This window comes from Dyadobacter sp. HNCC25DJ187 (genome assembly GCF_056895255.1).
This window is the reverse complement of sequence record NZ_JBXHAT010000001.1, coordinates 936,978-963,158: the sequence shown is the minus strand read 5'-3', so window position 1 is coordinate 963,158 and position 26,181 is coordinate 936,978. Positions and strand designations below refer to the sequence as shown.

Here is a 26,181-nt window from a genome sequence, read left to right as displayed (position 1 = left end):
GTTTTATGTAATCTTCGGACTACTCGTACATCTGCCTGAATTGAAGCGGGGTGTGGTCAGTTTTGTTTTTAAAGAGCTTGCTGAATGACTGAGGATGTTCAAAACCAAGTTCATAGGCAATTTCACTGATGGACAAACTCGTCGTGGTTAGCTGCTCTTTGGCATATTCGATCAGCTTGGACTGAACATACTGCTGTGTGTTTTGTTTGGTATATATCCTGAGCAGAGTGCTCAAATAATTGGATGATATATTCATCTCTGAGGCAAGATATCCAACTGGGGGAATACCGTTTTCAGATAGTTTTCCGCTTCGGAAATAGTCTGACACCAACTGCTCAAAGCGGGTCAGTAATTCGTGGTTGGATTTTTTTCTGGTAATAAACTGTCTGTTGTAAAATCGGTCGGAGTATATCAGCAACCTTTCTATTTGTGCAATAATCAGATCCTGACTAAACCGGTCAATATTAGATTGATATTCCTGCTGTATGTTCTGAAGAATATCAACGATTACCAATTCTTCCTTTTCGGAAAGAAACAATGCTTCGTTGGCTGCATAATGAAAGAATTCGTATGATTTCATCTTCTTTGCCAGATCCGTGTTCCACAAAAAGTCGGGATGGATCAGCAGTAGCCAGCCGGAAGGATCTATTTGGGCATTGGGGTTGATCTCAATTTTAAGAAATTGATGAGGAGAAACGAAGGTCAGTACACCGGAGTCAAAATCGTATTGCTGCTGGCCGTAATTAAATTTAGCATTAACATTCCGTTTCAATCCGATCGAGTAAAACTGTTGTACCCATGCCATTTCATGATCAATTACATGATAGTTCACCTTGCTGTAGTCGATCAGACTGATAAGCGGATGCTCGGGCTTGGGAAGACCACAAAAAACATGAAACTCGGATAACGAATTGAAACGAAATGTGTCAGCCATAATCTTAATTGTTTTTTCGGTTTTCTTTGTACAATATCATACCTGCATGATGCAACACGCCGTCGATGAATTCGCCATCGGCGGTAAATCCGGTATCATCTTTGTAGTCAATATGATTACCGGATACAGTGTAACTACCCTGGTAGGCGCTTTGGCGGGATCCGCGTGCTTCATCATATCGGTTATCCGCCAGCAGCTCATGGCGAATATAGCCATCTTTGGTTACCCACATGCCAATATAATCGCGCGTTTGTTCTATGGTTGTTACCATCGCAGTAGGTTGTTTAATAACTTGTGAATCACATGATAAGGTCAGTACCATTAGGATCAAAAGCCGGTTGATAGTGTGTATGCTTTCCATTTTTCTGCGTCCTGGCGGATTATTTCAGTTTTCTGTTGCAAAAGATCATAGGCATCGGTTCCTAATAGCAGGTGTACCGGTGGATTTGGCTGGCCTGCGATGGCGATAAGCACTTCAGCAGCCTTTACAGGATCATTCGGTTGATTGCCATTGATTTGCTCTGCATGTGCCTTTTCGGAAGCTCTTGCCGCCTGATAATCCTCAATGGTAATTTGTGGTCTTTTGAGCGAATCCGCGGTAAGGAAATCAGTACGGAAATAACCCGGATACACAATTGTAACATGTACTCCGAATTCCTTCACCTCTTCTGCCAGCCCTTCACTAAACCCTGCCATGGCAAACTTAGTGGAACAATAGATGCCCCATCCTGGGAAGTTGCCCAGAAATCCGCCCACGGAAGCAATGTTGAAGATATGTCCTGATTTTTGATCCCGCAGGTAAGGCATCACATTTCTGATCACATTCAAAGGACCAAATACATTGACATCAAAATTCTCTCTCGCTTCTTGATCAGACAATTCTTCGAGTGTACCAAGTTGTCCGTAGCCGGCATTGTTAACCACCACATCTATTCTGCCGAAATGCGCGACAGTTTTTTCTACAGCAGCTTTCACCGAACCAGGATCCGTTACATCGACCTGTAGCGGTAAAAATTGTGCAGATTCTTCTCCAATAGCCTTTACCAGAGATTGCATATTTCTGGAAGTTGCTGCGACCAGGTAATCCTGGGCAAGCAGCATTTTTATCAGTTCTAATCCAAGGCCTTTTGAGGCCCCGGTTACAAGCCAGACTTTCTTTGTTTCCATGTTCATTTTGTTTTAAATTAATGATGGTACAAAGGTGGTTATCTCACATAAAGCATCATTAGCCCAATCCTGAATTGTTGTAGCCGGATCGTGAAATGATGGTGCAGCTGAGTGTGATGGTAGTCTGATTGAAGAGTATTGGGGAGAATAGTTATGTGATTGCCTTTGGAGCTGTCTGCTCGAGGTATAAGACAGTATTGATCGTATTATTACCACAGAGCGGTGATCAGGTAGAGCCAGTTTTGATGCGAAATTGAGGATCAAATAGCATTACCCATGTATTCGAAAATGAATGTGTAGAGTCTCTTGCATCACATATCATGGGAAGCAAAACTACTTGCTCAACAATTCATCAGTGATAACTAATGTATAATTCACTTCAATACAACCAAAATCCCGTCCACCAGGCTTGCGTTTTTGTCTGGACCAAAGGGCTTCTAAAACCGGTGCCTGGCTATAAATAATGGAGTCAGCTCCATTAATGGTTATGTATAACTGAAATTTAGAAAAAGTTGAATTTGGGGGAGGAACACTTCCAAATTCAGCTCCTTGTCCGATTAATGCTCGTTGACCACTCTGCACTACCGTGGCAGAATCCAACTGATCGTTCAAACCCGGCGATCCAAAATCAAGCTGAAAGCTTTTTTTGCTTTGATTGTCGATATAATAGTATGCCACACCCATACACCCATCGGTGCGATTATTTTTACCAATGAGTGGTAGGTTGTCGCACCCCGTCCCTAGGAGTAACACTATTAGGAGAAAAAGAAAAAATTTGTTCATGCTTAGGTAATGAATGTTACAAATTGATGACGTCAAATCCACTACAATAGTTGTACTGGATTTCAAAATTCAATCTTCAATAATGTCGTTCATGTATGACGCTTGAATTAAAGTTCCCGCGCGTTTTGTCTGCTGTCAATTGCGCATAGCTCAATGTGTTCTATAAATAAAATCTGCAAAGTCCAGAAGTTCTTCATGATTTCTAAGTTGTGTGAGCTAATTCAAGAAAATATGGCTTTAAAATAGGATCAAGCACTATAACACCAGGCCTTGCCATCGCAGACAGATTGATATTAATTGGACAATCCTGCTGATTTAAAGCAGCAGGATTGCATTAATACTCAGGAGACAAAACAGTTTTAAACTATTGAAATAGGAACAGCTGTATATCAGTCTTTCTGTTTGAACCTATACCGGATTCCCCAGCTGCCTCTGACAATGGGAGTGCCTTCAGAGAAAATAGGGGCTAACTCTATATGAAAACCGAAATTCTTTGAGGTGAAAGGGAAAAAGTGAGCACCTACAGGTGCAACGAGTCCGGCAGTATTGTTAGCACGACCTCCTAATCCCGCGTACACTTCTACACTTTCTTTATTGATAAACTGGTAGGTAGCGACGGCTTCAACCGACATGTTATCCAGGTATGTATCTACTCCTACACGAAGTTCCGGCAGAAACCGGTCAGCAATTTCATAGTTAAAGCCCACAAAAGGCAAATTGGATTGATGAGCACTCACGCCAAACTGGGCGATAGATAAATTGGATATCAACAGGAAACAAAATACAGGTATTATTTTACGCATACAGGATGATAGCATTTAATTCGAAAAATGATTTATAAAAAACGAAGATATATCTAATTCTACATTAAATTCCAACCTGTACAGGGAATGCTGCTACAAGATAACAATAGAGTTTTGATTCATTTTTTCTACACGGCATGTTCGCCGGCTTTACCATAATCCATGGGTATATCCTCATTCTTGCTGTCACTACATGCTTTTGTTTTGCTCAATCAGTGCCACCATCTTTGAATTAAAAGTCGTCAGATCTGCCCCCAGACCGTCAAAAAATTCCAGATCGGCAGCTTCGACACACACAATGGCTTCTTGTAGAACTGTTTCTCCGTCTTCAGTCAGCCGGATGATTTTCGCTCTTGTATCTGTAGGGTGCTCCTGGCGGGTAATGAATTTCTTCTCCTGAAGCGTTCTCAAAACTTTGGAGACCATCATCGTGTCTGCATTGCCTTGATTGGCTATATCAACCTGTGTCACTTTATCACTTTGTCTGGATAGCCAGGCTATAGCACACAGTAAGGCGAACTGTGTATGCGTCAGGTCCAAAGGATCCAGGACGCGTTTCAGTTTCCTGTGCCACAGCATCGTTAGTTGTCCCATAAGGTAGCCGGGGCTATCATCTGGATTTTTAAAATGGAATTCAATTCTTTTGGACATACGATTAAGATTACGTGCGTGGGGAAACAAGGTCAAAGTTATATCGGGTAGCCCCGTGATTAGTTAGACGCGATTACCCGGTATCTTAATATCCCGATTAAATTAGTTAGCCTTCAGAAATGTAATGTTGTATCCATCAGGATCTTTGGCAATGAGAATTTTTCCAAAAGGTGTTTCCTGAATAGGTCCTAATAACGTTACGCCTTTGGATACTAACTGAGTCTGCAAACTCTCAATTTCCTCATCAATTGCAAACCAAAGCGAAGCGCCGATGCCTAGTTCCTTCCCATCAAGATTGCCGATAGGCGTTCTGATGGCAAAACTTGCCTCACCCTGGTTGTATCTGAAAACACATGCCTGTGGATTGGGAATTCCTGCTTGCTCAAATCCAAGTTTTGCAGTGTAAAATTCTTTCGAGATCTCTAAATCCCGAACTTGAAGAGAGGCGAATTCTAATTTTCTCATGATATATGGTTTTTTTTGATGTCTCAAATATAATATACGTGACTATTATATGCAAGTTTTTATTTCTGTGACAATACCTGGAAAAATATTGTGATCACCTTTTCAAATCCTTGGGGAGTATATTGAATTTGCGTTTAAATGCGGCAGTGAAATGCTGGGGGTTTTTATATCCGGCCAAAGTGGCAATCTCGGCAATAGAAATCTGCTGGTCTGCATCCAGAATTCTCTGTCGGGCTTCAGCCAACCGCATATCAGTGATGTATCCAAAAATAGTGGTTCCGAACAATTCCTTAAATTCTTCCTGTAGTTTCGTACGGTTAATACCCGCTATTTTTGAGAGCTCTTCAATAGAATACGGATCATAAATGTTCTGAAGCAGCAAGTCGCGTACATAAGTCAGTTTTTCTACGCTTGCCTTTTTACTCCGTCTACCCAACCCATCTACCGGTATGATCTGATTAATCTGCAGTACGAGTAATTCCTGAACCTTTGCTTCTACGAAAAGCTTTTTTAGAGGCGGGGCATACTGGCAAGTCTTTACCTCGTTAAGGATCATCTTCATGGCCGGGGTGATGGGGAAACTTTTGTGTCCCATGATGGCAGGTAGACTTTTTTCTATATTTTTTCCAAATTCACCCAGTACTTCCAGGTCATTCAAAAAGAGGTTGCGAAGGAAATCCACAGATAGTTCTATTTCAACGCTTTCTGACCATTTTTTTTTCAGATAAAATAATTTTCCGTTCAGCGAAGGATAAAAAAGAAGACAGTGAGAGCCGCCATACACAGAGGTTTCAATTTCGAACCTGGCTTTGGGGTTGTATAAACAGCCTACTGTGGACAGTTCAAAATGCATTTGCAGATAGGGGAAATCGCTTTCAAGAATTTGTTCCAGATCGTATTCCGCCTCTCCTTCCAGTATGGAATAGATCATTCCCGGGCAGTAAATCCTACGCGTTCGACTTTTAATGCCTTTATAATCCCATTCATGTACGGTTTCTCTAAATTGAGATTTCTCAATTAATGAGAACCCATCCTGGTAATCTTTGACGTAGTTCAGGTCTGATATATCCTCCGACCGAAAAATGATTTTCATTAGTTTACTGCTTAGCGCGTCATTAATAGTGCATATGACGTTAGCGCGCAATGTCGCGAACCCATTACTTTTGCAGCTATTTATAAATAGTCTTATTAAGCAAAATTACAAAATTGACTCGAATTTTCCTTCTTCCGGTAACTGCGCTGATCATCATCACTATGGGTTGTGTAAGATCCTTCGGACAAGATGTTTACCTTCACGGAATTGTCCGGGATAAAAATAGCTTTGCCCTTCCAGGGGCGAGTGTATTTTTGGGAAATTCAACAGAAAATACTACCACCGGTGATGACGGCAAATTTCAAATCAAAATCGTCTCTACTGATACTTTTCAAATTGTCGTGAGTTATGTTGGATTCAAAACGCTCAGAAGGACGATAACCCGAAAAGAGCTATCCGGAAAAGAGCTCATTTTTGTATTGGATAGCGACGAAACACAGCTTTCGGAAGTACAGGTGACCGGTCTTAGCGAAACCCAGCTGGCCAGATTGCAGCCTATCAAAGCCGAAATTATTAATACCAAGGCCATTCAGGAGCAGCCTTCTACTTTGGTGGAACTGATGAACCGGTCGGCAGGGATCAGGATCAGGCAAACCGGGGGGCTAGGCTCACATGCTGGTTTGATAATGAATGGTTTTCAGGATCGGGCAATTAAGAATTTCAGGGACGGAATTCCGCTGGACTACCTCGGCGCGGGTTACAACATTTCCCTTGTGCCTGTTAATATGCTGGAACGCGTTGAAATTTATAAAGGGGTATTACCAACAGCGCTGGGGGCTGATGCGCTGGGTGGGGCAGTGAATATGATAACCAAAAGATCGTTGTATCGTTATGCGGAGGCGTCTTACGAAGTAGGGTCTTTCGATACGCATCGTGCATCCTTAAATGCGCTTTATTCGGATACTACCCGTCATTTTTTTGTCGGTGCGGATGGATTTTTGAACCGATCGGATAACAATTACAAGGTGGATGTGATTGTAACAGACCAGGAAACAGCAGCACGTACTCCCGCTACCGTTCGCTTATTTCATAACCAGTTTAACAATTATTATACCGAAGCTTATGGTGGACTCACCAATCTGAAATGGGTTGATGAGCTGAGAGTAGGAGTGACCTGGTTTCATATTCACCGCCAGAATCAGTATGGCTCGTCTATGTCACAGCCTTTCGGAGCGTCGGTTAGCAGTCAATATTCGGTCATACCGACGGTAAGGTACCGCAAAGCTTTTGGCAAATTACATCTCGATCAGTTTCTGACAACAAGCAACATTAACACCACGCAAGTCGATACGGCAAAAGGCACCTATGACTGGTATGGAAACTTTATTCCCAGCCCTTCGCGTCATGGCGAGATTTCTATGAGGGGCACCCTGTCCGATATTCAATTTTCCTACTTCACTTCCAGAACGCATCTGAGCTATCAAGTAGGGCAGAAGCATTTGGTTGAGGCAAATCTGGTTTCGACGAACATTGGCCGTACCGGCCGGGATCCTCTTGGACTGACGTTGCCCGAAACAGGCCAGGATATTCTTTCGCTACCGGCCAGATACAACAAGGTAATTGCAGCTGCGGGTATACAGTCGATGTTCTTAGATGAAAAATTGACGAATAATCTGATTGGCAAGTATTTTCAATATAATACCTCAACGATCAATGTCGACATATATGGTACCACGTTGGGAGCGCACCGGTATACTTCCAGAAGTAGTTTCGGGATTGCAGAGGCATTGAAATGGGCATTAACGCCAAATACGTTTTTCAGATTTTCTGTCGAAGCAGCAACAAGGCTGCCTGAACAGGATGAAATTTTTGGAGACGGTAATTTCCATCGCTCTAATTTCCTTTTAAAACCTGAGAAGAGTACGAACACTAATTTGGGCTTCCGAACTGAGAAGCGTCATGCATACAGTCTGGAGGTCAATGGTTTTTATAGAATCACCCGTGATTTGATTCTTAGGATGCCTGTTGATTTTCTGTTTACACAGAATCAAAACGTGGAAAGTGTAAAAGGACTGGGTATTGAAACAGACCTGAATGTTTCACTCACCCGGTGGTTACGTGCCAACGGTAATTTTACCTATCAGGATTTTCGGCTGTTCGATACGGGAAACCGTCTTAAAGAAAAGGCAAGACTCAGGAACACACCGTATTTTTTTGCTAATCTCGGAATGAATAGTACGCTGAATACAAAAGGCGTGGGGAAATTACAGCTATACTATTTCTTCACGTTTGTGCGCGAATACTACCTGGATTATGTACCAAAGGCAATGGAGCCCGATGGCTTTCTGGGACTTTGGGGCAAAGCCAAATTTGATGCTCCAAACATCATTCCTGATCAGGTATTGCATGCTGCTGGTTTCACCTGCAATCCATTAGGGGAACGTTTTTCGATCGGATTTCAGGCCAAAAACTTTCTGAATGCACGCGTGTATGACAACTTCCGTATTCAAAATGCCGGCCGCAGTCTACACGTCAAAGTGAATTATGTCTTAAAATAAATTTTATATTTTTTCAATCAATCCAATCTATGAGATCCCCTTTTAAATATCTTTATTTCCTTCTCGCAGCGGCGCTTCTGACCGGCTGCTCAGATGATAACAATGGTAGTGAAACACCTGCTCCGGATGATAAAGAAAAGTATGTACTGATGACGAACGTTTCGCGGTTCGGAGATGGTTATGTTACAAGTTTTTCCGATTTTCCTTCAGGATCAGTGAAAAATACCAATGAGAAAACTTTGGGTTTAAAGGCTGCTTTTGGTTTTCGTACCTATGGAAAGTGGATTTTTAACCGGAGCAATGCTGCGGGAGACCAAGGGTTGCAAAAGTTTACTGTTAATGCTGACGGCAGTTTCAAAGATGAAGGATTTATTGCAGGAGCTACGCAATATCTGGTGCTGAGCGAAACCAGCGGCTACTATCTTGATCTGACGAGGGGAGCATTGAAGCTGCAGAAATTTAATCCTTCAACCATGCTGCGTACAGGTGAGATCGATCTGTCTGCTTTGAAAAAAGAAGGCGTGGAATTCCAGTCAGTGGGGCAGCACACGCTGGCTGCAAAGGAAGGCAAACTTTATGCAGGTATCACTTACGGAACTACAGCGGGTGCAGGTTACGGAGACGACTTATATAATACGATTGAAGTTGCTGTGATTGACGTGGCTACGGATAAGTATGAAAAAACGATTAAGTATGATGGACTGAGAAGTCTGGGATGGGGATCTTCTGCGAATAAGATGTGGTCAGTAGGAGATGACGGGGCATTGTATCTGTATGCTACAGGCCTGGGTAAAATGCAGTTTGAGAAATCTTCTATACTTCGCATTAAAAAGGGTGAAACCGATTTTGACAGAAACTGGATATTTACGGTTCCTAACGGGAATTCTATTGCTATGGCATTGATTAAAGGTGGTAAACTCTACTATGAACTGGCCTCAACACCTTTGAAAACAGACTATTCCAATCTGACAGCTAGTATATTTGATTACCATGTTTATGATTTCACCACTAAGCAATCAACCAAAATAACAGGGATGCCATTGCACGATTATGCATATGCCAATGAGCAGGCTATCATTGAAATTGATGGAAAAATATATCTATGGGTTAGAAATGGTACTGTCACTACAAGCGGCACCACGACGGTAACAACCGTAAACGAAGACGGTTACTATGTGTTAAATGGAACAACTGCTACCTCAGCGTTCAAGGTTGCTCATGACGGGACAATTCAGGGTTTTGCCAAAGTGAGCCAGTAGAAAGTGATTGCATAACGGATAACCTTTAAGTATATGAGTTCTGTAAAAAAAATTAAGATTTGGTTTGAAATCCACAAATGGACGAGCCTGATCTGCACAGCTTTCCTGCTGATGCTATGCCTGACCGGCCTGCCGCTGATCTTCCATGAAGAAATTGAAGAGCTGGAAGGAAAGCCCCATCTGGCCAGAGAAGTGCCTGCAGGTAAGCCATTGGCAGGACTGGATAAGCTGGCTATAAATGCATTAGCTGAATATCCGAAAAAGGTTATCCGTTACATTTATTGGGACGAACATGAGCCCAATACCACTGCTTTCAGTTTGTCGGACTCGATCAATGCGGCACCTGACAACTTTACAACGGTGATCATGGACGATCATACGGCAGAAGCACTGGCAACACCTAACTACCAGGAGGGCTTTATGTATATCATGCTGCAGCTGCATGTTGACATGTTCATGGGAATCGGTGGCAAGCTGTTTCTGGGGTTCATGGGCTTGCTTTTCTGTGCTGCGATCGTGTCGGGTATGATGCTGTACGGCCCGATTATGAAGCGGTTCGATTTCGGAATGATCCGGACCGAGCGGTCTACGCGCCTGAAGTGGCTGGATTTACATAATCTGCTTGGTGTAGTTACAATCGTATGGGGGCTTGTGGTGGGTTTCACCGGAGTGATCAATACTGCCTCAGAAATTGTGCTGGGGCTGTGGCAAGTGGGACAACTTTCAGAAATGACCGCGCCATACAAAAATGAAGAGCCGATAACTGGTAAGCTTAGCTCACTGGATCAGGCTGTGGCGCTAACCAGACAAGCAGCGCCTGAGATGGAACCCTCTCTGATAGCTTATCCGGGAACACCATTTTCAAGCAAACATCACTATGCTGTGTTTGTGAAAGGAAACACGCCATTGACAAAAAGGATCATTAAACCAGCATTAATCGACGCGGGAAAAGGCGAACTGACAGATTTGCGCGACATGCCGTGGTATGTGAATGCATTGTTTATTTCACAGCCGCTTCACTTTGGCGACTACGGCGGGTTGCCTATGAAGATTATATGGGCACTTTTTGATATTGCTACCATTGTAATACTTGCAAGCGGCTTGTACTTATGGTTTGCACGCAATAAAGCTTCCAGGGCACAAATAAGCCGGATGTCAAAACACGAAACCGAAATTCTTACCGTACTTGCTCAGAAAGAAAACGTATCATGATGAAAGACCTATTTTGGAAAGTGTGGGGGATACCCTTGGTGATCGGCTTGTTTTCAGGTATTGGTTTGATATCGGCGTTGACAGGCGATGGTGTATATGATTTAATCTCCTGGCTCTCTTTAGGTGGTCCTGTTGTATTGACCGTATGGTATTTATTCAAAAAGAAGAAAACGACAAGAGCCGCGCGAACAAAGTCCAGATAAAATTCCTGACCGCTTCATAAGGCTCGTCCCAAGATTGTTCAATATACAAGCTATCGGATAGCCGATAATGAGATTGATATGAAACCTGATAATAAACGGGAGCCCACTTTTGAACGAAGTGGGCTCCCGTTATTTTGCTATTCTGGCGGATGTTGCCAGATTTTGAAACAGAAATTGTCTATCCGTTTTTATTCGCCATCGCATCCAAAAGTATATAACGACCTCTGTGCTTTTCAGTCTTCAGATTAGTGTCAACGTCAATATACATGTAGTTGGCATCTGTGTCTTTTTTGACAGGCTGCCAATCAGGCAAACCCTTGCCGTTAGGGTTTCCTTTTTTGATGAAATTGACAAAATATTCCTGCATTGTCGCAGACACTTTGTGGTCTTCTGGTGTCCATGCGTACACTTTATTATGTGAGAGATTGCCCATTGCATACTCAATTTCTGCGGAGTGTACTGCCCCCTTGGGTAAAGGCGCTTTCGTGGCTTCGGTACTTTTCGAAACGCCACCCGCCAGGTTAGCAGACACATTTCCCATTTCGGCATTCATGGCAGGACGAGGGCGACCATACAGATAGCGGTATACCGGCTTGCCGCCACCGGTTTTACTTTGTATATCAATCCATTTCCATGTCCCGAATCCGATAAAACGATCACCGGCAAGATCGGTGGCAACCTGCTCTACTTCAGCGTCGGAGGTCGCGGAGTATTCTTTTAAAACCTTTTCGGCCTGCTCGCCATACAATTTCTGAACTGCTTTGGTGTAGTTTTCAAGCGTTGGTTCTTCTTTTCCCAATATCATTCGGAAATTCATTTCCTCAGTATTCCAGCCAGCCAGCAATGGTACCTGAGATTGTTTTCCCGCCTGGAATATTTTCAACGGAGCTTCAGGGAAAAAATATCCATCCACTGCAGAAGAGAATCGTGGAACACCCTGTCCGGCAGTTGCTTTCAGCATATCCTCTGCGGGTACAGCCCGCATGTCTGCCAGTGTTTTTTTGCCAACCTGCTCATTGAATTTAGCTCCGGCTTGTTCTGCCTGGGTTAACGGAACCGGGGGTAATGTGCCCAGTACAGACCCGCTTTCGCCGATGGCTGCAGAGAAAAGATTTTTGGAAAGGGGAGAAGCCATCAATGCACTCACAGAGAGTGAGCCAGCGGATTCCCCAGCGATTGTAACCTTGTTGGGATCACCGCCAAATGCTGCAATGTTCTTTTTTACCCAGGCCAGCGCCGCTGCCTGATCCAGATAACCGTAGTTTCCCGAAGCATGGTTGGGAGATTCCTTCGTCAACTCTTCGGAGGCATAAAAGCCAAATACGCCCAGGCGGTAGTTCACCGTAAGGCTTACGATGCCTTTGGTAGCCATACTTTCTCCATCGTAACGCCCTTCGGATCCGTCACCGGCTATAAATCCACCTCCATAGAAATAAACAAGAACAGGCAGTTTCTCAGCGGACGATTTCGCAGGGGTCCATACGTTCAGGTAAAGGCAGTCTTCACTCATATCGTCGGAGCGAAAACCCATGTCGCCGAAAACAGCATTTTGCATGGCGCGCGGACCAAACTTGTCGGTTTTGCGGACACCCTCCCAGTTTTTAACCGGCTGGGGCTCACGCCAGCGCAACTGGCCAACCGGTGGTGCTGCGAAAGGAATACCTTTAAAGGATCTTACTCCTGAAGGTTCAACAATACCTTCTACAACCCCGTTAGCTGTTTTTGCTTGCGGTGCAGAAGTGGCCTTTGCTGACTGTGCAGAGGAAACATGCGCTATCTGCAATGCCAGCAGCATAGTAATAATGATTGTTTTCATTCGAGCTTTATAAATAATAAGTGCTGATTATAAAAGACAAAATGCTCAGGCGCATCAATATTGTCTCATGATGGAACAATAATAAAAAATTCTTTTGACAATCTTGCTTTTTTCTCACTTCGACGCCTTATTTTTATATAATGAGCAAGAAAATAGAAAATCCGTTACATCAGAATTCACAGGGAATAGGCTACTTGCCAGGGCTGGCCATGGATTTTGTGATTTTTGGGTTTGATCAGGATGAGCTTAAAATACTTTTGCTGGAATACCGCAACACCAATCTTTGTGCTTTGCCGGGTGGGTTTATCAGGGAAAACGAAGATCTGAATGATGCTGCCAGGCGTGTGCTGCACGAGCGTACCGGACTAGCAGATATTTATCTGGATCAGTTTTATACTTTCGGCGATCTGGCCCGTTATGATCAGGTTCCGTTACGTACCATTATGCAGGCCAAGGGAATGAACCCGGCCGATGATCATTGGCTACTGCGGCGTTTTATTTCGGTCGGTTACTATGCCCTTCTGGATTTTAGAAAAGCCGCTCCGGCTCCGGACACACTTTCGGATACCTGTGTGTGGTATACCCTTGAAAACCTTCCAGAGCTCATGCTTGATCATAAGGCTATTGTGCAAAAAGCTTTGGACACACTACGGGCTGATCTTGACAGGAAACTGGGTGGTAATGATAGCTGGGCAGCGCCTCTGCTTCCTGTGTCCTTTACAATGAGGGAACTTCAAACACTGTATGAAACAATTCTCGGCCAAAAGCTCCGGCGCTCAGGTTTTCAGCGTAAGGTACTTGGATTAGGAATACTTGAAAGGCTTGAAAAACAGTATAGCGGTGGCGCGCACAAAGCGCCTTATTTGTATCAGTTTGTGAGGGAGAAGTAACGTCTTTCTTAATCATATCGCAACCTCATTTTCCACCAAATTATGAATCCTATTATGGGCAGCAACACTCCGATGAGGGATGCCAGGAATGCAAGTACGTTGCCCGGAAGACCTAGCATACTTCCCACATGGATGTCGTAGTTCATCCCTCCGGGTTTCGTAAGCAAAGATGCTTGTGGCAAATTCAGTTCCATACCCCTCGTTACCTTTATATCCTTTGAAGTATGCTTGTTGAAGACATAGTGCGGTTGCCGTAAAAGTGGCTTGATACTTTACACATGCGTATTAGGTATACTTTCTTGTTAAGATAGCAAGTAAAGAGTAGGAGAGCATACGCGTTTTGAGGAACTCATATGCTGAATAAATGCTTTTTAATAGCAGTGTACTTGCAGTTTTAAAAATCAACATGGCAGATAAACTTCTTCAAAATATACCCCTATCCATTCTGGATCTTGCACCGATCACGGAGGGAAACAATGCAGCCGTAACTTTCAGGAACAGTCTTCAGCTCGCGCAACGTGTGGAAGAGCTTGGCTATAACCGGTATTGGCTGGCAGAGCATCATAATATGGAAAGTGTTGCCAGCTCAGCAACATCTATATTGATTGGTTACATTGCAGGTGGTACACAAACGATCCGTGTGGGCAGCGGTGGCATTATGCTACCCAATCATGCACCGTTGATCGTTGCTGAACAATTTGGTACTCTTGCTTCGCTTTACCCTGATCGTATAGATTTGGGACTGGGGCGTGCACCCGGAACCGATCAGGTTACAGCACGCGCGCTCAGGCGCAATTATATGGAATCCGTTCAGGATTTTCCGGAAGATATACTTGCACTGCAAACCTACTTTTCGAAAGAAAACAGCAATTCAAAAGTCCGCGCTATTCCCGGAGAAGGCTTGGATATCCCTATTTGGATATTGGGTTCGAGCACTGATAGTGCGCAATTGGCTGCACATCTGGGATTACCGTATGCATTCGCCAGTCACTTTGCACCAAACCATTTCCTGACAGCCATCGAACTGTACCGAAGAAATTTCAGACCCTCCCGGTATCTGTCACTGCCTTATGTAATGGCTTGTGTTAATGTAATTGCTGCTGATACTAATACTGAAGCCGAGCGATTGGCCACCTCATTTTTACAATTGGCTACGGGCATCATTACCGGCAAGCGCAGACCTTTACAACCACCTGTAGATAGTATGGAGGGTATTTGGAGTGATTACGAAGAGGCAGCAGTCATGCAAATGATGAAATATACATTTATAGGAGACAGCAATAAAATCAGCAAAGATCTGATCTATTTTCAACAGCGTACCCAGCTGGATGAATTAATGGTTACCAGTCACATATACGACCCTGAAGCGCGTATACATAGTTATGAAGTATTAAAGAGTGTGCAGGGAGCGATCAGCTAAGCAGAAGCAGCACGGACTTTTACTGCGTCATTAAATTGATGATTTAAAAATATATTTGAATATTTTATTAGGTGTCATAGCAAAAACCCCGTTTAAGACATTTAAACGGGGTTTTTGATGTTTTTCTATTGCATTTTGCAGAGAGGAAGAGATTCGAACTCTCGATACAGTTACCCATATACTACCTTTCCAGGGTAGCTCCTTCAACCACTCGGACACCTCTCTGTGTGGTTAATCAGGGTGCAAATATAGTAGAAGTAATTGAATAAACAAATCAGACACTCATTTCTCCTCGCAGCGGCAGTCCTAAAAGCTCTGCGCACTTTGTGATGTCCTTCTCTTTGCTGAACACATACATCATTTTTGTAATAGCTGCTTCTGCAGTAATGTCAGAACCACTTACCACACCTACTTGTTTCAAAAATTTACTTGTTTGATAGTGTCCCTGAATTACTTTGCCACCTTCACACTGAGATACATTGAAAATGACAATACCAGATTCGATAGCTGTTTTAATAGCATCCAGAAACCAGCTTTCCGTGGTAGCATTACCTGCTCCATAAGTTTCCAGAACTACTCCCCGCAGCCCTTCGATGCCCAGAATCGACTGTACAACTTTCTGAGTGATTCCGGGAAACATTTTGATAAAGGCGACATTTGTGTCCATTTGTTTATGAACAAGCAAAGTGCCATCTTTTACCCTTGGTTTCAAAAACGGGTAGTTGTATTCAATTTGAACACCTGCATTAGCCAGGTAGGGATAGTTATCGGAATGAAAAGCATTAAAGTCTGAACTCTCCTGTTTTTTTGAACGGTTGCCCCTTAATAGCTGTGAGTTAAAATAAATGCATACTTCTGATAAAATCGGATTTTGATCTTCATCCTTTGCGGCTGCCAGCTCCAGCGCAGTAATGAAGTTCTCACGAGCATCTGACCTTGCCACACCTATAGGAAGCTGAGCGCCCGTAAGAATGACCGGCTTATCCAGATTTTCCAGTAGATAACTCAGAGCCGAAGCCGTATATGCCATCGTATCTGTGCCGTGTAGAATCACAAAACTATCGTACTTGGCATAATTGCTCTCAATAATTTCTGCCAATTCAATCCAAATAGCCGGATTGACGTTGGATGAATCGATAGGTTCTTGCAAAGAGAGAAAGGTAATTCCAAAGCTTAGACGGCTGATTTCAGGAACTTTTTCAATAATCTGGTCAAAGTTAAAAGGCACAAGTTGTTTTTCCTTGCTCTCATACACCATCCCCAAAGTTCCACCAGTGTATATAACGAGTACCAATCCCTGAACAGGATCAGGTGATATAGGATTGATATCAATGGTTGTATATGACATAATTGGCATTATTAAGGGATTATGCCGAAAGCATGCCCAGTGCGTTTTTAGTTGTGGCTTTTATTACTTCTTCTTTACTGATCTGCTTAAGATCACCTATTCGTTGTGCAACCAGCTCTATATAGGATACTTCATTTCTCTTTCCGCGGTAAGGAACCGGAGCAAGGTATGGGCTGTCTGTTTCCAAAACCAAATGCGCTATATCAACATAGGGTATAACCTTATCAAGCCCTCCGTTTTTGAAAGTAGCTACTCCTCCGATTCCTAGTTTAAATCCAAGCTCAATAGCTTTTTCTGCTTCAGCGAGCGAGCCGGTAAAGCAATGAAAAATACCAGAAAGTTTGGGTTCTGCCAGTTTCTCAATGAGTGCAACTGTCTCTTGAAATGCATCTCTGCTATGAATGTCAATCCATATATTATGTTTTACCGCTAGTTTACACTGATAAAGAAATGCTTGTTCTTGCTGTGCGCGATAGGTTTTGTCCCAAAATAAATCCATTCCAATTTCGCCTATTGCAATAAATTCCCTTTTAGCAAGCCACGCTTCCACGATCTCAAGTTCTTCCTCGAAATCTTCTTTTACATAACACGGATGTAGCCCTATCATTGGCAGACATTTGTCTGGATATTGATCGGCTAATAGCATCATTGGTTCAATGGTAGCACGATCACAGTTGGGCATCCAAATCTGACTTATACCTGTATTCCAGGCCCTTTTCAGCATTGCCTCGCGATCATCATTATAGTCCTCACTGTAAATGTGGGCATGTGTTTCAACCATCATTTGTAATTATATCTTTTTAGTTTTTGTATCGGCCATTTCCTATTCAGTAATTTCTGCCTTTCCAGACTGTTTTTCCGGGTGAAGCGTGGATTATCAACATCCATAAACAGACAAGCATCAGATAAAACCAGAAAAAGAAAACCGTTTTCCATAAATCACTCTGTTTAAGAACAATGATGGCATACATAACAACTGTCGTTATGAGCATATAATGTGATACCGCCATACTCCAGGCTCGCTGAGGATCCCAAAACGCAATCGTGCAGATAATTGGAACATAAAGCGCCGACATGATCACGCAGATTTTCAATATAAGCGGCAATTCCATAATTCCCTGCATCCACCTCCTTCTTTGTATTCTTAATTCACTCAGGGAATTCAGCGGCTCCGAATGTGCTATGACTTTCTCCGTATAGGCTTGTGCAAATGTATACTTCGCTTTGACAATGGCCATAAGCAAGGCGTAATCTTCAACAATCGAAAACCCGATTTTCTCATAACCTCCCACTTTAAAATACGCTTCTCTGGTTACTGCCATATTGTTACCGAGTCCCGCAAGTGCAATTTTAAACAAGGAAAAAAAACGCAACACCGACAAAGTGAAAAGCCATTCGAGGGAGAGAAAATCAGCCAAAAGATTGGTACTCCTCATGCGGGTCAGCCCGACAACAACTCCGGTTTCAGGGGAAAAATGTCCCAACATGGCGTGTATCCAATTGGCCGGAACGGTAATATCGGCATCGCAGTACAGAAAATAGTTTCCTTTGGCTTTGTTGGCAAGTTGTGCCAGTACGTTGGCTTTCCCTTTTAGGCCAGCTGTTTCCTGCTGAATTCTATAATATTGATATTCAGGCTTGTTTAAAGTAAAATTATGAATAATTTCCGCAGTCCTGTCACTGGAATCGTCATCACCGATTAGCACTTCCATTTCGCTTTTTGGGAAATCTAATTCTGAAAGCGACTGCAGGCATCTTTCTATATTTTTTTCTTCATTCCGTGCTGCCAACAAAATACTAACCTGAACCTGGGGATCTGACGATGACATGTATTTATTTAAAAATGAGAATTTCGGTTGTAAAAGAAATGAGCCAAAAGCTTTCCATCTACAGGATTTGATTCATTGATAAAATTTGAAAACTAAACCCTTTTTCGGAAAAATGTTCAAGGAAACGCGGAAGCGTGTATTGCATATTTTTGGAAGCCTTCACACTGTCATGAAAAAGGACAATTGATCCCGGACGTGTGTATTTAATCGTTTTCTTTAAACAAACCTCCGGAGTAATATGCGGCGAAAAATCTCCGCTCAGTACATCCCACATAATTATTTTTCTGTGATCCGGGATCAATTTGATCTGACTGCTCTTCATCCGGCCATAGGGAGGTCTGAACAGATTGGTTTCCACCATAAGCTGTTGGTCACATAGCTGAATGTTTTCCATATACGTTTCATCCTTTGTCTTCCAGCCGTTCATATGGTTAAATGTGTGATTACCAATTGCATGACCCTGATCCAAAAGCATGCGAAAGATATCGGGATGTTTGCGTACATTATCTCCGATACAAAAAAATGTTGCTTTGGCATTGAACTTACCAAGCGAGGCCAACACAAATTCGGTTACAGCAGGTATCGGGCCATCGTCAAAAGTAAGATATAGCTTTTTTTCATCTGTTGGTATGTGCCAGATGAAACGGGAATAAAAAGCCTTTAACCAAAAAGGAGAATAGTGTAAAAACATAAAATGATTATTTCACTCAGCCTGGTAAGATACCGGGTATCTGGCACAAATATACATATTACTCGACACCCCCGATGCGGACATGACTACCTGTAAAATAGAAAAACCGTACATCTGCTGCACGGTTTTCTATATTTATATTCGAAATAGTGGTTAATTCACTACACGTGAGCAAAAGATGGATTAAACATCGAAACAGCTTTAGCTTCAAGGAATGACTCTCCCATCAGGAATTCATCAACTGCTCTTGCCGCTTCACGCCCCTCGCTAATAGCCCAAACTACCAAAGACTGACCTCTGCGACAGTCACCTGCGGCAAAGATTTTCTCATTTGATGTAGATTGATAACCAATGGTTTTGATGTTTCCTCTGTCATCAAACTCTAGTCCCAGATTGTTCAGAAGACCTTCCTGCTGTGGATGAAGGAATCCGGCAGCAAAGAGTGCAAGCTCGCAATCTATAGTACGCTCACTTCCAGTCACTTCCTTCATCTGTAGGCGTCCTGTCTCTGCATCTTTCTGCCAATCCAGATCTACAATTTTAATCGCTTTCAAATGACCATTCTCATCTCCAACAAATTCTTTGGTATTGATTGACCAATGTCTGTCGCAACCTTCATCATGAGACGTAGACGTACGAAGCATCATCGGCCAGTTTGGCCATGGAGTACTTGCATCACGCTCTTTCGGAGGAATAGGCATCAATTCTATCTGAGTAACTGATTTCGCTCCGTGACGGTTAGAAGTACCTACGCAGTCAGATCCGGTATCACCACCACCAATCACAACCACATTTTTACCCGTAGCCAACAGATCACCGTCTTTATATTTGATTCCGCGGTGATCCACAACAGGCTCAATCCCGGACACCCGTTTGTTTTGCTGGCTCAGGAATTCCATCGCAAAGTGAATTCCTTTCAGATGACGCCCCTCAATTTTGACATCACGTGGAACGGTAGATCCCATTGTCAGTATCACTGCATCGAAATCATTTTCCAGCTCATCCGCTTTGATATCAACACCAACATTGACATTGGTACGGAATTCAATGCCTTCCTGTCGCATTACCTCAAGACGGCGATCAATCACTTTTTTATCAAGCTTGAAATCAGGAATGCCGTAACGAAGCAATCCACCCATTCTGTCAGCTCTTTCAATCAGTACAACTGAATGCCCGGCCTGATTTAGCTGACTTGCCGCCGCCAGACCAGCAGGACCGGAACCTACTACTGCCACCTTCTTGCCGGTACGGCGCTTTGGAATCCTTGGTTTTACAAGGTTCAGCTCAAATGCTTTCTCGATAATTGCCTTTTCGATGTATTCGATGGCTACCGGTGGTTTGTTAATTCCCAGCACACATGCCGACTCACAAGGTGCAGGGCAAATTCTTCCCGTGAATTCAGGAAAATTGTTGGTCGAGGACAAAATCTCATATGCCAGTTTCCAGTTTTCGTCGTAAACAGCATCATTGAACTCCGGAATAATATTACCCAGCGGACAACCATTATGGCAAAAAGGGATCCCGCAATCCATACAGCGGGCCGATTGTTGTTTGGAGTTTGAATCCGTTGGCGCTGTTTCGATCTCCTTATAATCTTTAAGGCGCTCGTCAACAGCTCTCTTTTTAGGCAATTCCCTTTCAAACTCTAAAAATCCGGTTGGTTTTCCCATTATATTTCTTTCAAATTAATCGTGATTGAATCGGGCCGTTTAAAAGTTTAACCCGGTAAGCTAACAGCCAATTGCCACCGGGCCAAAAAGCATTACAGGTGATCTACGTCTACGACGATATCCTGATACACCACATTTTTATCCGCTATTTGCTGTGCAAGCGTAATTCCACGTCCTTCAAGCGCTTTCTTAAAGTCGGACGGAAGCACTTTTACAAAAAGTTTCACGGACTCTTCCCAATTCTGTATCAGTTGGAACGCGATATTACTCGTTGTATATTGGAAATGTTTGTCAAGGAACTCTCTGAGTATTCCCTGATCTTCATCGGTGAGCTCATCAAGAGTGACCATTTCCATATTCACTTTCTCCTTAAAGTCACCTGCTCTGTCCAAAACATAAGCTACACCACCCGACATACCTGCGGCGAAGTTTCTTCCGGTTTCTCCAAGAATAACTGCCAAACCACCTGTCATGTATTCGCAGCCATGATCTCCTAAGCCTTCTACAACCACTTTTGCTCCTGAGTTACGCACACAGAAACGTTCACCTGCCGTTCCTCGGATGTAAGCCTCACCAGATGTTGCTCCGTAGAAAGCCACGTTACCTACGATAATGTTCTGTTCTGGTTTGAACTTAGAATCCCTGTCAGGATATACAATCAGTTCTGCGCCACAAAGCCCCTTGCCGAAGTAATCATTAGCATCTCCTTCCAGTTCTAGGCGAACGCCAGCGGTGTTGAATGCCCCGAAACTTTGCCCGGCCGTTCCGCGGAACTTATAGTGAATTGTTCCCTTTGGCAATCCCTCACCTCCGTATTTCTTTGAGATTTCATTGGAAAGCATCGTACCAACCGCGCGGTTCAGGTTGTTGATAGGAAACTCTTTATATACTTCTTCTTTATTTTCAATTGAAAGCTTCGCCGCATGAATCAAGTCCAGGTCGATAATGCTGTCTATACCATGATCCTGCTCCTCCTGCTTAAACTGTGCTACGCTGATGCCTGCTTCCTTATATAGAATCGCATCGAAGTTCAGATTTTTATATTTCCAGTGTTTAATGTCATGGCGTAATTCAAGGTATTGAGCCTGACCTACCATTTCATTCACTGTGCGGAAGCCTAACTGAGCCATGATTTCGCGCAGTTCCTCTGCCATGAAAGTGAACATATTCACCACATGTTCCGGCTTTCCTGAAAACAAAGCGCGCAATTCTTTACGCTGCGTTGCCACACCTACAGGACAAGTATTCAAGTGGCACTTACGCATCATGATGCAACCAGCAGCTACAAGAGCCGCCGTAGCAACGCCCCACTCCTCAGCACCCAATAAGGCAGCTACAGCAAGGTCTTTACCTGTACGAAGCTGTCCGTCTGCCTGAACCGTCACTCGGCCACGCAATTTATTACGAACGAGCGTCTGATGTGTCTCTGCCAGACCAAGCTCCCAGGGAAGACCTGCATGGCGAATGGAACTTAAAGGAGAAGCACCTGTTCCTCCGTCGTATCCGGCAATCAGAATATGATCCGCATGTGCTTTTGCAACACCGGATGCTACGGTTCCTACACCAGCCTCTGAAACCAGTTTAACACTGATACGGGCTTCTTTATTTGCATTCTTTAAATCAAAAATCAACTGCGCCAAATCCTCGATAGAATAAATATCGTGGTGAGGAGGAGGGGAAATCAGACCCACGCCTGGTGTCGAGTGACGCGTACGTCCGATCCAGTCGTCCACCTTAAATCCTGGCAGCTGACCGCCTTCACCCGGCTTAGCACCTTGGGCGGTTTTAATTTGAAGTTCGCCTGCATTGCTCAGATAGTGACTTGTCACCCCGAAACGTCCTGAAGCAACCTGCTTAATCTGCGAGTTCATACTATCGCCATTTGGCAATTTTGTATAACGCATTTCATCTTCACCACCTTCACCGGAGTTGGACTTACCACCGATACGGTTCATCGCGATGGCAAGTGTTGTATGTGCCTCCCAGGAAATTGACCCAAAGGACATTGCACCTGTAGCGAAACGTTTGAATATATTCTCAACTGGTTCAACTTCTTCCAAAGGAATAGGATTTCCTTTTTTGAAACGGAGCAGTCCACGCAAAGTCAGCGCTTTATGGCTTTGATCGTCAATCAGCCGGGAGAATTTCTTGAATTGCTCATAGCTGTTATTCTTAGTAGATTGCTGCAACAGGTGAACGGACTGCGGATTAAAAATGTGCGCTTCACCACGCTGCTTCCATTGATAGAATCCACCTACTTCCAGTTTTGGATGTTCCTCGGGCGTCTCATGGTAAGCCACTTTATGACGTACCAGAATTTCACGAGCGATCTCAGAGATCCCCATCCCTTTGATACGGGAAATGGTTCCCGTAAAATAACGATCCACTACATCCTTATTCAAACCAACACATTCAAAAATCTGTGCTCCCTGGTAAGACTGAAGGGTTGAAATACCCATTTTAGAGAAGATCTTAAGCAACTCCTTATTAACAGCCTTAATATAGTTATAATGTAATTTTTCATCCTTGAAGCCTTCTTCGATCATCCCTTTTCTGTTCATATAAGAAAGGGTTTCGAAAGCCATGTATGGACAAACACCAGCTGCTCCGTAACCAATTAAAGTAGCGAAGTGATGCGTTTCCCATACATCACCGGCTTCTACCAATAGCCCAACCCTTCCTCTGAGTCCCTCGCGGATCAGGTGATGGTGGATCGTTGCAGTAGCAAGCAACGAAGGAATCGGTGCGTGGTCCGAGTCAATTGCACGGTCGGATAAAATGATGATTTCAAAACCATCTTCAATGGCATCTACCGCATAACGGCAGATTCTTTCCAATGCTCTTTCCAGTGCTTTTCCACCCTGGTCGGCCCGGAAATATGTATTGATCGTTTTTGCCTGAAAGCCTGCTTTATCAACAAAACGAAGTTTGTCGAACTCATGTACCGTAAGCACAGGATGTTGCAGAGCGATCTGGCGGCAATGTATAGGACTTTCTGTAAGGATGTTTTCGGTTGCTCCTACAAATGAGATCAGAGACATGATCGCTCGTTCACGGATTGAGTCGATCGGTGGGTTGGTCACCTGAGCAAACAACTGCTTGAAGTAGTTTGAAAGGTGCTGGCTTTGCTCAGACAGAACGGCCAGAGGAACATCGGTCCCCATTGAACCAATTGCTTCAAGACCTGTCTGACCCATTGGAGCCAGAATCATACGCAAATCTTCAGAAGTATATCCAAATGCTACCTGACGTTTCAGAAGCGCATTTTCCTCATAAGGGCGGTAGGTTCTGATGGGTGCATCAAGTTGATCAACGTGCAATTTGTATTCATCAAGCCATTGCTGATAAGGCTGGGCAGAGCATACACTCGCTTTCAATTCTTCGTCGGGAATAATGCGACCTTGCTCCATGTCAACGACAAACATACGCCCCGGCTGTAAACGACCTTTTGTAACCACCTTCGCCTGGTCCACTTCAAGTACCCCGGCCTCCGAAGCCATGATAATGGTATCATCATCCAATACCCAATAACGTGAAGGACGAAGTCCGTTACGGTCGAGTGTTGCACCAACCATCTTTCCATCTGTAAAAGAAATAGAAGCAGGTCCGTCCCAAGGCTCCATAATTGCTGCATGGTATTCATAGAATGCCTTGCGCTCAGGATCCATTTGCTCATTACCATCCCATGCTTCAGGAACCAGCATCATCATGACGTGCGGTAATGAACGGCCTGAAAGATGGAGCAATTCAATTGCATTGTCAAGATTTCCTGAATCAGACTGATTTCTGTCGCAGATCGGCAGGATCATGTCCATTTCTTCTTTCGTAAAGAACTCAGAAGAAAAAGATTTCTCCCCGGCTCTGATCCAGTTTACATTTCCTTTTACGGTATTGATCTCACCGTTGTGCGCTATGTAGCGGAAAGGCTGAGCCAGTTCCCATGCCGGGAAAGTGTTGGTTGCAAAACGGGAGTGTACCACAGCAAGTGCAGACACGACAGCTTCGTTTTCCAGATCCGGAAAATAATATTTCAGTTGGGCAGTTGTAAGCTGTCCTTTATATGAGATCGTGCGGCAGGATAAAGAAGAATAATAAAATTTACCCTTAGAACCTTTTACAGTATCAGTAATAAGTCTGGCAGAAACCTGGCGAAGAATATATAGCTTACGCTCGAAACCGAGATCATCGGTGATTTCATCAGGACGCTTTATAAACATTTGCTCCACATGCGGCTCCACTGAAAGAGAACCCTCACCAAGCGTATTGTTCAGTGTAGGCACCTTGCGATAACCTAAAAGTTGTAAGCCCAGTTTTTTAATCTTCCTGTTGAGGATATCACGGCATTCGGCACGCATTGTTGCGTCATTAGGAAAGAATATCATCCCCACGCCGTACTCACCTGCCGGCGGAAGCTGAAATCCGAGTTGCAGGCATTCATCCACAAAATACTCATGTGGGATTTGGATCAGGATACCTGCTCCATCTCCTGTGTTGGGGTCAAAACCTGTGGCGCCCCTGTGTTCCATACGCTCCAGCATATGAATAGCATCGGCTACGATCTGGTGTGACTTGCGGCCTTTGATGTTAGCCCGGAAACCTATTCCACATGCATCATGCTCAAATTCCGGACGGTAAAGTCCCTGATTTTCTACCATTGGTTCAGACATTTGCGACATATATCGAAGAGTGTAGAGAAATTAACAAATTCGTATATAGAATTTTTATAAATAAGCGCTTAAAAAAAATCGCCAAAACTGCTTTACCTTACGATTAGGGTAAAGCCACGCAATATAATCATAAAAAATATTTGGCGGAATAGCCGAATGACAAAATTTTCTTTCACTGTTTTAATTTGGTTGTTTTATTACAAATAATCTAAAAATATTGATAATGTGATAACGAACGGGCTTAAACATTCAAAATTTGTGAATCACTCTATACGTAAAAACAAAAAATCTCATCCTGTAGGAGAATGAGATTTTTCGTCAAAATAGAATATTTTACCGATGCCCTCAGGGCTCTTTGGATTCGCTTACGCCTTCATAGTCTTCATCGTCATAATCATCATCCCCTGCTCCAAATTCATTTTCAAGATTATTCATAAATACAGCATCTATCGCTTCTTCTTTCGTAGGAAGAATCGTCAGATCGGGAATTTTCAATGCTTCGAGCGTATCGATAAAGTCGTCATCTCTGGTTACCAGAACCAATAATCCCAAATCATTCGCACAAAGCCAGTTAATTTTTTTGAGTACAGCTGTTCCCTGGGCATCAATTGATTTGGTTTGCTGCACATTCACAATCAGACTGTGATAGTCTTCGCGAAATAGTGATCGCGCTATTTCTTCAAATGCTGCAGGAACTTCGGCAGCAAAGGCATCTTCTTCAAGTTCTATAAATACGTACTGTTCTTTTTTTTCAAGCTTGTGGTTCATGGCAAGTCTGTTTT

General features: G+C 43.5%; 23 protein-coding genes and 1 tRNA gene. 6 read left to right on the top strand and 18 right to left on the bottom strand.

The window, feature by feature from the left end; all coding sequences use genetic code 11:
- Positions 1-19: 19 nt before the first annotated feature.
- From AC1XUE_RS03855 to AC1XUE_RS03820, 8 genes are all read right to left on the bottom strand, one after another.
- Complete coding sequence (locus AC1XUE_RS03855; protein WP_483354606.1) at positions 20-934, bottom strand: helix-turn-helix domain-containing protein; 915 nt, start codon at positions 932-934, stop codon at positions 20-22.
- A gap of 4 nt (positions 935-938) precedes the next feature.
- Positions 939-1,205, bottom strand: a complete 267-nt coding sequence (locus AC1XUE_RS03850) for an Atu4866 domain-containing protein (RefSeq protein WP_483354605.1) — start codon at positions 1,203-1,205, stop codon at positions 939-941.
- A 56-nt stretch (positions 1,206-1,261) separates the two neighbouring features.
- A complete protein-coding gene (locus tag AC1XUE_RS03845) occupies positions 1,262-2,101 on the bottom strand; it encodes an oxidoreductase (RefSeq protein ID WP_483354604.1) in 840 nt (279 codons plus the stop codon).
- A 333-nt stretch (positions 2,102-2,434) separates the two neighbouring features.
- On the bottom strand, positions 2,435-2,884 hold the full coding sequence (locus tag AC1XUE_RS03840; RefSeq protein ID WP_483354603.1) for a hypothetical protein: 450 nt from the start codon (positions 2,882-2,884) through the stop codon (positions 2,435-2,437).
- 389 nt (positions 2,885-3,273) lie between these two features.
- A complete protein-coding gene (locus AC1XUE_RS03835) occupies positions 3,274-3,687 on the bottom strand; it encodes a hypothetical protein (protein ID WP_483354602.1) in 414 nt (137 codons plus the stop codon).
- Positions 3,688-3,876: 189 nt separating this feature from the next.
- Complete coding sequence (locus AC1XUE_RS03830) at positions 3,877-4,338, bottom strand: MarR family winged helix-turn-helix transcriptional regulator (protein WP_483354601.1); 462 nt, start codon at positions 4,336-4,338, stop codon at positions 3,877-3,879.
- Between the two features lie 102 nt (positions 4,339-4,440).
- A complete protein-coding gene (locus tag AC1XUE_RS03825) occupies positions 4,441-4,803 on the bottom strand; it encodes a VOC family protein (protein ID WP_483354600.1) in 363 nt (120 codons plus the stop codon).
- A gap of 94 nt (positions 4,804-4,897) precedes the next feature.
- A complete protein-coding gene (locus AC1XUE_RS03820) occupies positions 4,898-5,896 on the bottom strand; it encodes a helix-turn-helix transcriptional regulator (RefSeq protein WP_483354599.1) in 999 nt (332 codons plus the stop codon).
- Positions 5,897-6,009: 113 nt separating this feature from the next.
- Here AC1XUE_RS03820 and AC1XUE_RS03815 point away from each other — a divergent pair, with 113 nt between their 5' ends.
- The 4 genes from AC1XUE_RS03815 to AC1XUE_RS03800 are packed head-to-tail and all read left to right on the top strand — an operon-like array spanning position 6,010 to position 11,068.
- The gene (locus tag AC1XUE_RS03815; RefSeq protein ID WP_483354598.1) at positions 6,010-8,394 is read left to right on the top strand and encodes a TonB-dependent receptor; all 2,385 of its coding nucleotides are present in this window, start codon (positions 6,010-6,012) and stop codon (positions 8,392-8,394) included.
- Positions 8,395-8,423: 29 nt separating this feature from the next.
- Positions 8,424-9,653 (top strand): hypothetical protein, encoded by a 1,230-nt coding sequence (locus AC1XUE_RS03810; RefSeq protein WP_483354597.1) that lies wholly within the window; start codon positions 8,424-8,426, stop codon positions 9,651-9,653.
- Positions 9,654-9,686: 33 nt separating this feature from the next.
- Positions 9,687-10,865, top strand: a complete 1,179-nt coding sequence (locus AC1XUE_RS03805; RefSeq protein ID WP_483354596.1) for a PepSY-associated TM helix domain-containing protein — start codon at positions 9,687-9,689, stop codon at positions 10,863-10,865.
- Positions 10,862-11,068 carry a hypothetical protein gene (locus tag AC1XUE_RS03800; protein WP_483354595.1) on the top strand — a complete coding sequence of 69 codons (207 nt, stop codon included), beginning with the start codon at positions 10,862-10,864 and terminating at the stop codon, positions 11,066-11,068. The genes AC1XUE_RS03805 and AC1XUE_RS03800 overlap by 4 nt, the downstream gene beginning before the upstream one ends.
- 178 nt (positions 11,069-11,246) lie before the next feature.
- Here the strand turns inward: AC1XUE_RS03800 and AC1XUE_RS03795 are convergent, their stop codons facing one another.
- Complete coding sequence (locus AC1XUE_RS03795; protein WP_483354594.1) at positions 11,247-12,884, bottom strand: carboxylesterase/lipase family protein; 1,638 nt, start codon at positions 12,882-12,884, stop codon at positions 11,247-11,249.
- A 140-nt stretch (positions 12,885-13,024) separates the two neighbouring features.
- Here AC1XUE_RS03795 and AC1XUE_RS03790 point away from each other — a divergent pair, with 140 nt between their 5' ends.
- Positions 13,025-13,774 carry an NUDIX hydrolase gene (locus AC1XUE_RS03790; protein WP_483354593.1) on the top strand — a complete coding sequence of 250 codons (750 nt, stop codon included), beginning with the start codon at positions 13,025-13,027 and terminating at the stop codon, positions 13,772-13,774.
- Between the two features lie 8 nt (positions 13,775-13,782).
- Here AC1XUE_RS03790 and AC1XUE_RS03785 read toward each other — a convergent pair whose 3' ends face one another.
- A complete protein-coding gene (locus AC1XUE_RS03785; RefSeq protein ID WP_483354592.1) occupies positions 13,783-13,968 on the bottom strand; it encodes a PepSY domain-containing protein in 186 nt (61 codons plus the stop codon).
- A 212-nt stretch (positions 13,969-14,180) separates the two neighbouring features.
- On the opposite strand from AC1XUE_RS03785, the gene AC1XUE_RS03780 reads away from it, so the two are divergent.
- Positions 14,181-15,194, top strand: a complete 1,014-nt coding sequence (locus AC1XUE_RS03780) for an LLM class flavin-dependent oxidoreductase (RefSeq protein ID WP_483354591.1) — start codon at positions 14,181-14,183, stop codon at positions 15,192-15,194.
- A gap of 138 nt (positions 15,195-15,332) precedes the next feature.
- Here AC1XUE_RS03780 and AC1XUE_RS03775 read toward each other — a convergent pair.
- The 8 genes from AC1XUE_RS03775 to AC1XUE_RS03740 form a co-directional block, all read right to left on the bottom strand.
- Positions 15,333-15,419, bottom strand: a tRNA-Ser gene (locus AC1XUE_RS03775).
- A 49-nt stretch (positions 15,420-15,468) separates the two neighbouring features.
- Positions 15,469-16,542 (bottom strand): asparaginase, encoded by a 1,074-nt coding sequence (locus AC1XUE_RS03770; RefSeq protein WP_483354590.1) that lies wholly within the window; start codon positions 16,540-16,542, stop codon positions 15,469-15,471.
- Between the two features lie 19 nt (positions 16,543-16,561).
- Positions 16,562-17,323, bottom strand: a complete 762-nt coding sequence (locus AC1XUE_RS03765) for a TatD family hydrolase (protein WP_483355994.1) — start codon at positions 17,321-17,323, stop codon at positions 16,562-16,564.
- A 46-nt stretch (positions 17,324-17,369) separates the two neighbouring features.
- Positions 17,370-18,371: a glycosyltransferase gene (locus tag AC1XUE_RS03760; protein ID WP_483354589.1), complete on the bottom strand. Its 1,002-nt coding sequence runs from the start codon at positions 18,369-18,371 to the stop codon at positions 17,370-17,372.
- A 58-nt stretch (positions 18,372-18,429) separates the two neighbouring features.
- Complete coding sequence (locus AC1XUE_RS03755; RefSeq protein ID WP_483354588.1) at positions 18,430-19,062, bottom strand: polysaccharide deacetylase family protein; 633 nt, start codon at positions 19,060-19,062, stop codon at positions 18,430-18,432.
- Between the two features lie 161 nt (positions 19,063-19,223).
- Entirely contained in the window at positions 19,224-20,732 is a 1,509-nt protein-coding gene (locus tag AC1XUE_RS03750; RefSeq protein WP_483354587.1) for a glutamate synthase subunit beta, read from the bottom strand.
- 92 nt (positions 20,733-20,824) lie between these two features.
- The gene (gltB, locus tag AC1XUE_RS03745) at positions 20,825-25,408 is read right to left on the bottom strand and encodes a glutamate synthase large subunit (protein WP_483354586.1); all 4,584 of its coding nucleotides are present in this window, start codon (positions 25,406-25,408) and stop codon (positions 20,825-20,827) included.
- A gap of 336 nt (positions 25,409-25,744) precedes the next feature.
- Positions 25,745-26,167: an STAS domain-containing protein gene (locus AC1XUE_RS03740; RefSeq protein ID WP_483354585.1), complete on the bottom strand. Its 423-nt coding sequence runs from the start codon at positions 26,165-26,167 to the stop codon at positions 25,745-25,747.
- Between the last annotated feature and the right edge of the window lie 14 nt (positions 26,168-26,181).

Bases quoted from the DNA above. Each gene is read 5' to 3' on its own strand.
- AC1XUE_RS03855 (WP_483354606.1), bottom strand. From the start codon at position 934: ATGGCTGACACATTTCGTTTCAATTCGTTATCCGAGTTTCATGTTTTT.
- AC1XUE_RS03850 (WP_483354605.1), bottom strand. From the start codon at position 1,205: ATGGTAACAACCATAGAACAAACGCGCGATTATATTGGCATGTGGGTA.
- AC1XUE_RS03845 (WP_483354604.1), bottom strand. From the start codon at position 2,101: ATGGAAACAAAGAAAGTCTGGCTTGTAACCGGGGCCTCAAAAGGCCTT.
- AC1XUE_RS03840 (WP_483354603.1), bottom strand. From the start codon at position 2,884: ATGAACAAATTTTTTCTTTTTCTCCTAATAGTGTTACTCCTAGGGACG.
- AC1XUE_RS03835 (WP_483354602.1), bottom strand. From the start codon at position 3,687: ATGCGTAAAATAATACCTGTATTTTGTTTCCTGTTGATATCCAATTTA.
- AC1XUE_RS03830 (WP_483354601.1), bottom strand. From the start codon at position 4,338: ATGTCCAAAAGAATTGAATTCCATTTTAAAAATCCAGATGATAGCCCC.
- AC1XUE_RS03825 (WP_483354600.1), bottom strand. From the start codon at position 4,803: ATGAGAAAATTAGAATTCGCCTCTCTTCAAGTTCGGGATTTAGAGATC.
- AC1XUE_RS03820 (WP_483354599.1), bottom strand. From the start codon at position 5,896: ATGAAAATCATTTTTCGGTCGGAGGATATATCAGACCTGAACTACGTC.
- AC1XUE_RS03810 (WP_483354597.1), top strand. From the start codon at position 8,424: ATGAGATCCCCTTTTAAATATCTTTATTTCCTTCTCGCAGCGGCGCTT.
- AC1XUE_RS03805 (WP_483354596.1), top strand. From the start codon at position 9,687: ATGAGTTCTGTAAAAAAAATTAAGATTTGGTTTGAAATCCACAAATGG.
- AC1XUE_RS03800 (WP_483354595.1), top strand. From the start codon at position 10,862: ATGATGAAAGACCTATTTTGGAAAGTGTGGGGGATACCCTTGGTGATC.
- AC1XUE_RS03795 (WP_483354594.1), bottom strand. From the start codon at position 12,884: ATGAAAACAATCATTATTACTATGCTGCTGGCATTGCAGATAGCGCAT.
- AC1XUE_RS03790 (WP_483354593.1), top strand. From the start codon at position 13,025: ATGAGCAAGAAAATAGAAAATCCGTTACATCAGAATTCACAGGGAATA.
- AC1XUE_RS03785 (WP_483354592.1), bottom strand. From the start codon at position 13,968: ATGGAACTGAATTTGCCACAAGCATCTTTGCTTACGAAACCCGGAGGG.
- AC1XUE_RS03780 (WP_483354591.1), top strand. From the start codon at position 14,181: ATGGCAGATAAACTTCTTCAAAATATACCCCTATCCATTCTGGATCTT.
- AC1XUE_RS03770 (WP_483354590.1), bottom strand. From the start codon at position 16,542: ATGTCATATACAACCATTGATATCAATCCTATATCACCTGATCCTGTT.
- AC1XUE_RS03765 (WP_483355994.1), bottom strand. From the start codon at position 17,323: ATGGTTGAAACACATGCCCACATTTACAGTGAGGACTATAATGATGAT.
- AC1XUE_RS03760 (WP_483354589.1), bottom strand. From the start codon at position 18,371: ATGTCATCGTCAGATCCCCAGGTTCAGGTTAGTATTTTGTTGGCAGCA.
- AC1XUE_RS03755 (WP_483354588.1), bottom strand. From the start codon at position 19,062: ATGTTTTTACACTATTCTCCTTTTTGGTTAAAGGCTTTTTATTCCCGT.
- AC1XUE_RS03750 (WP_483354587.1), bottom strand. From the start codon at position 20,732: ATGGGAAAACCAACCGGATTTTTAGAGTTTGAAAGGGAATTGCCTAAA.
- gltB (WP_483354586.1), bottom strand. From the start codon at position 25,408: ATGTCGCAAATGTCTGAACCAATGGTAGAAAATCAGGGACTTTACCGT.
- AC1XUE_RS03740 (WP_483354585.1), bottom strand. From the start codon at position 26,167: ATGAACCACAAGCTTGAAAAAAAAGAACAGTACGTATTTATAGAACTT.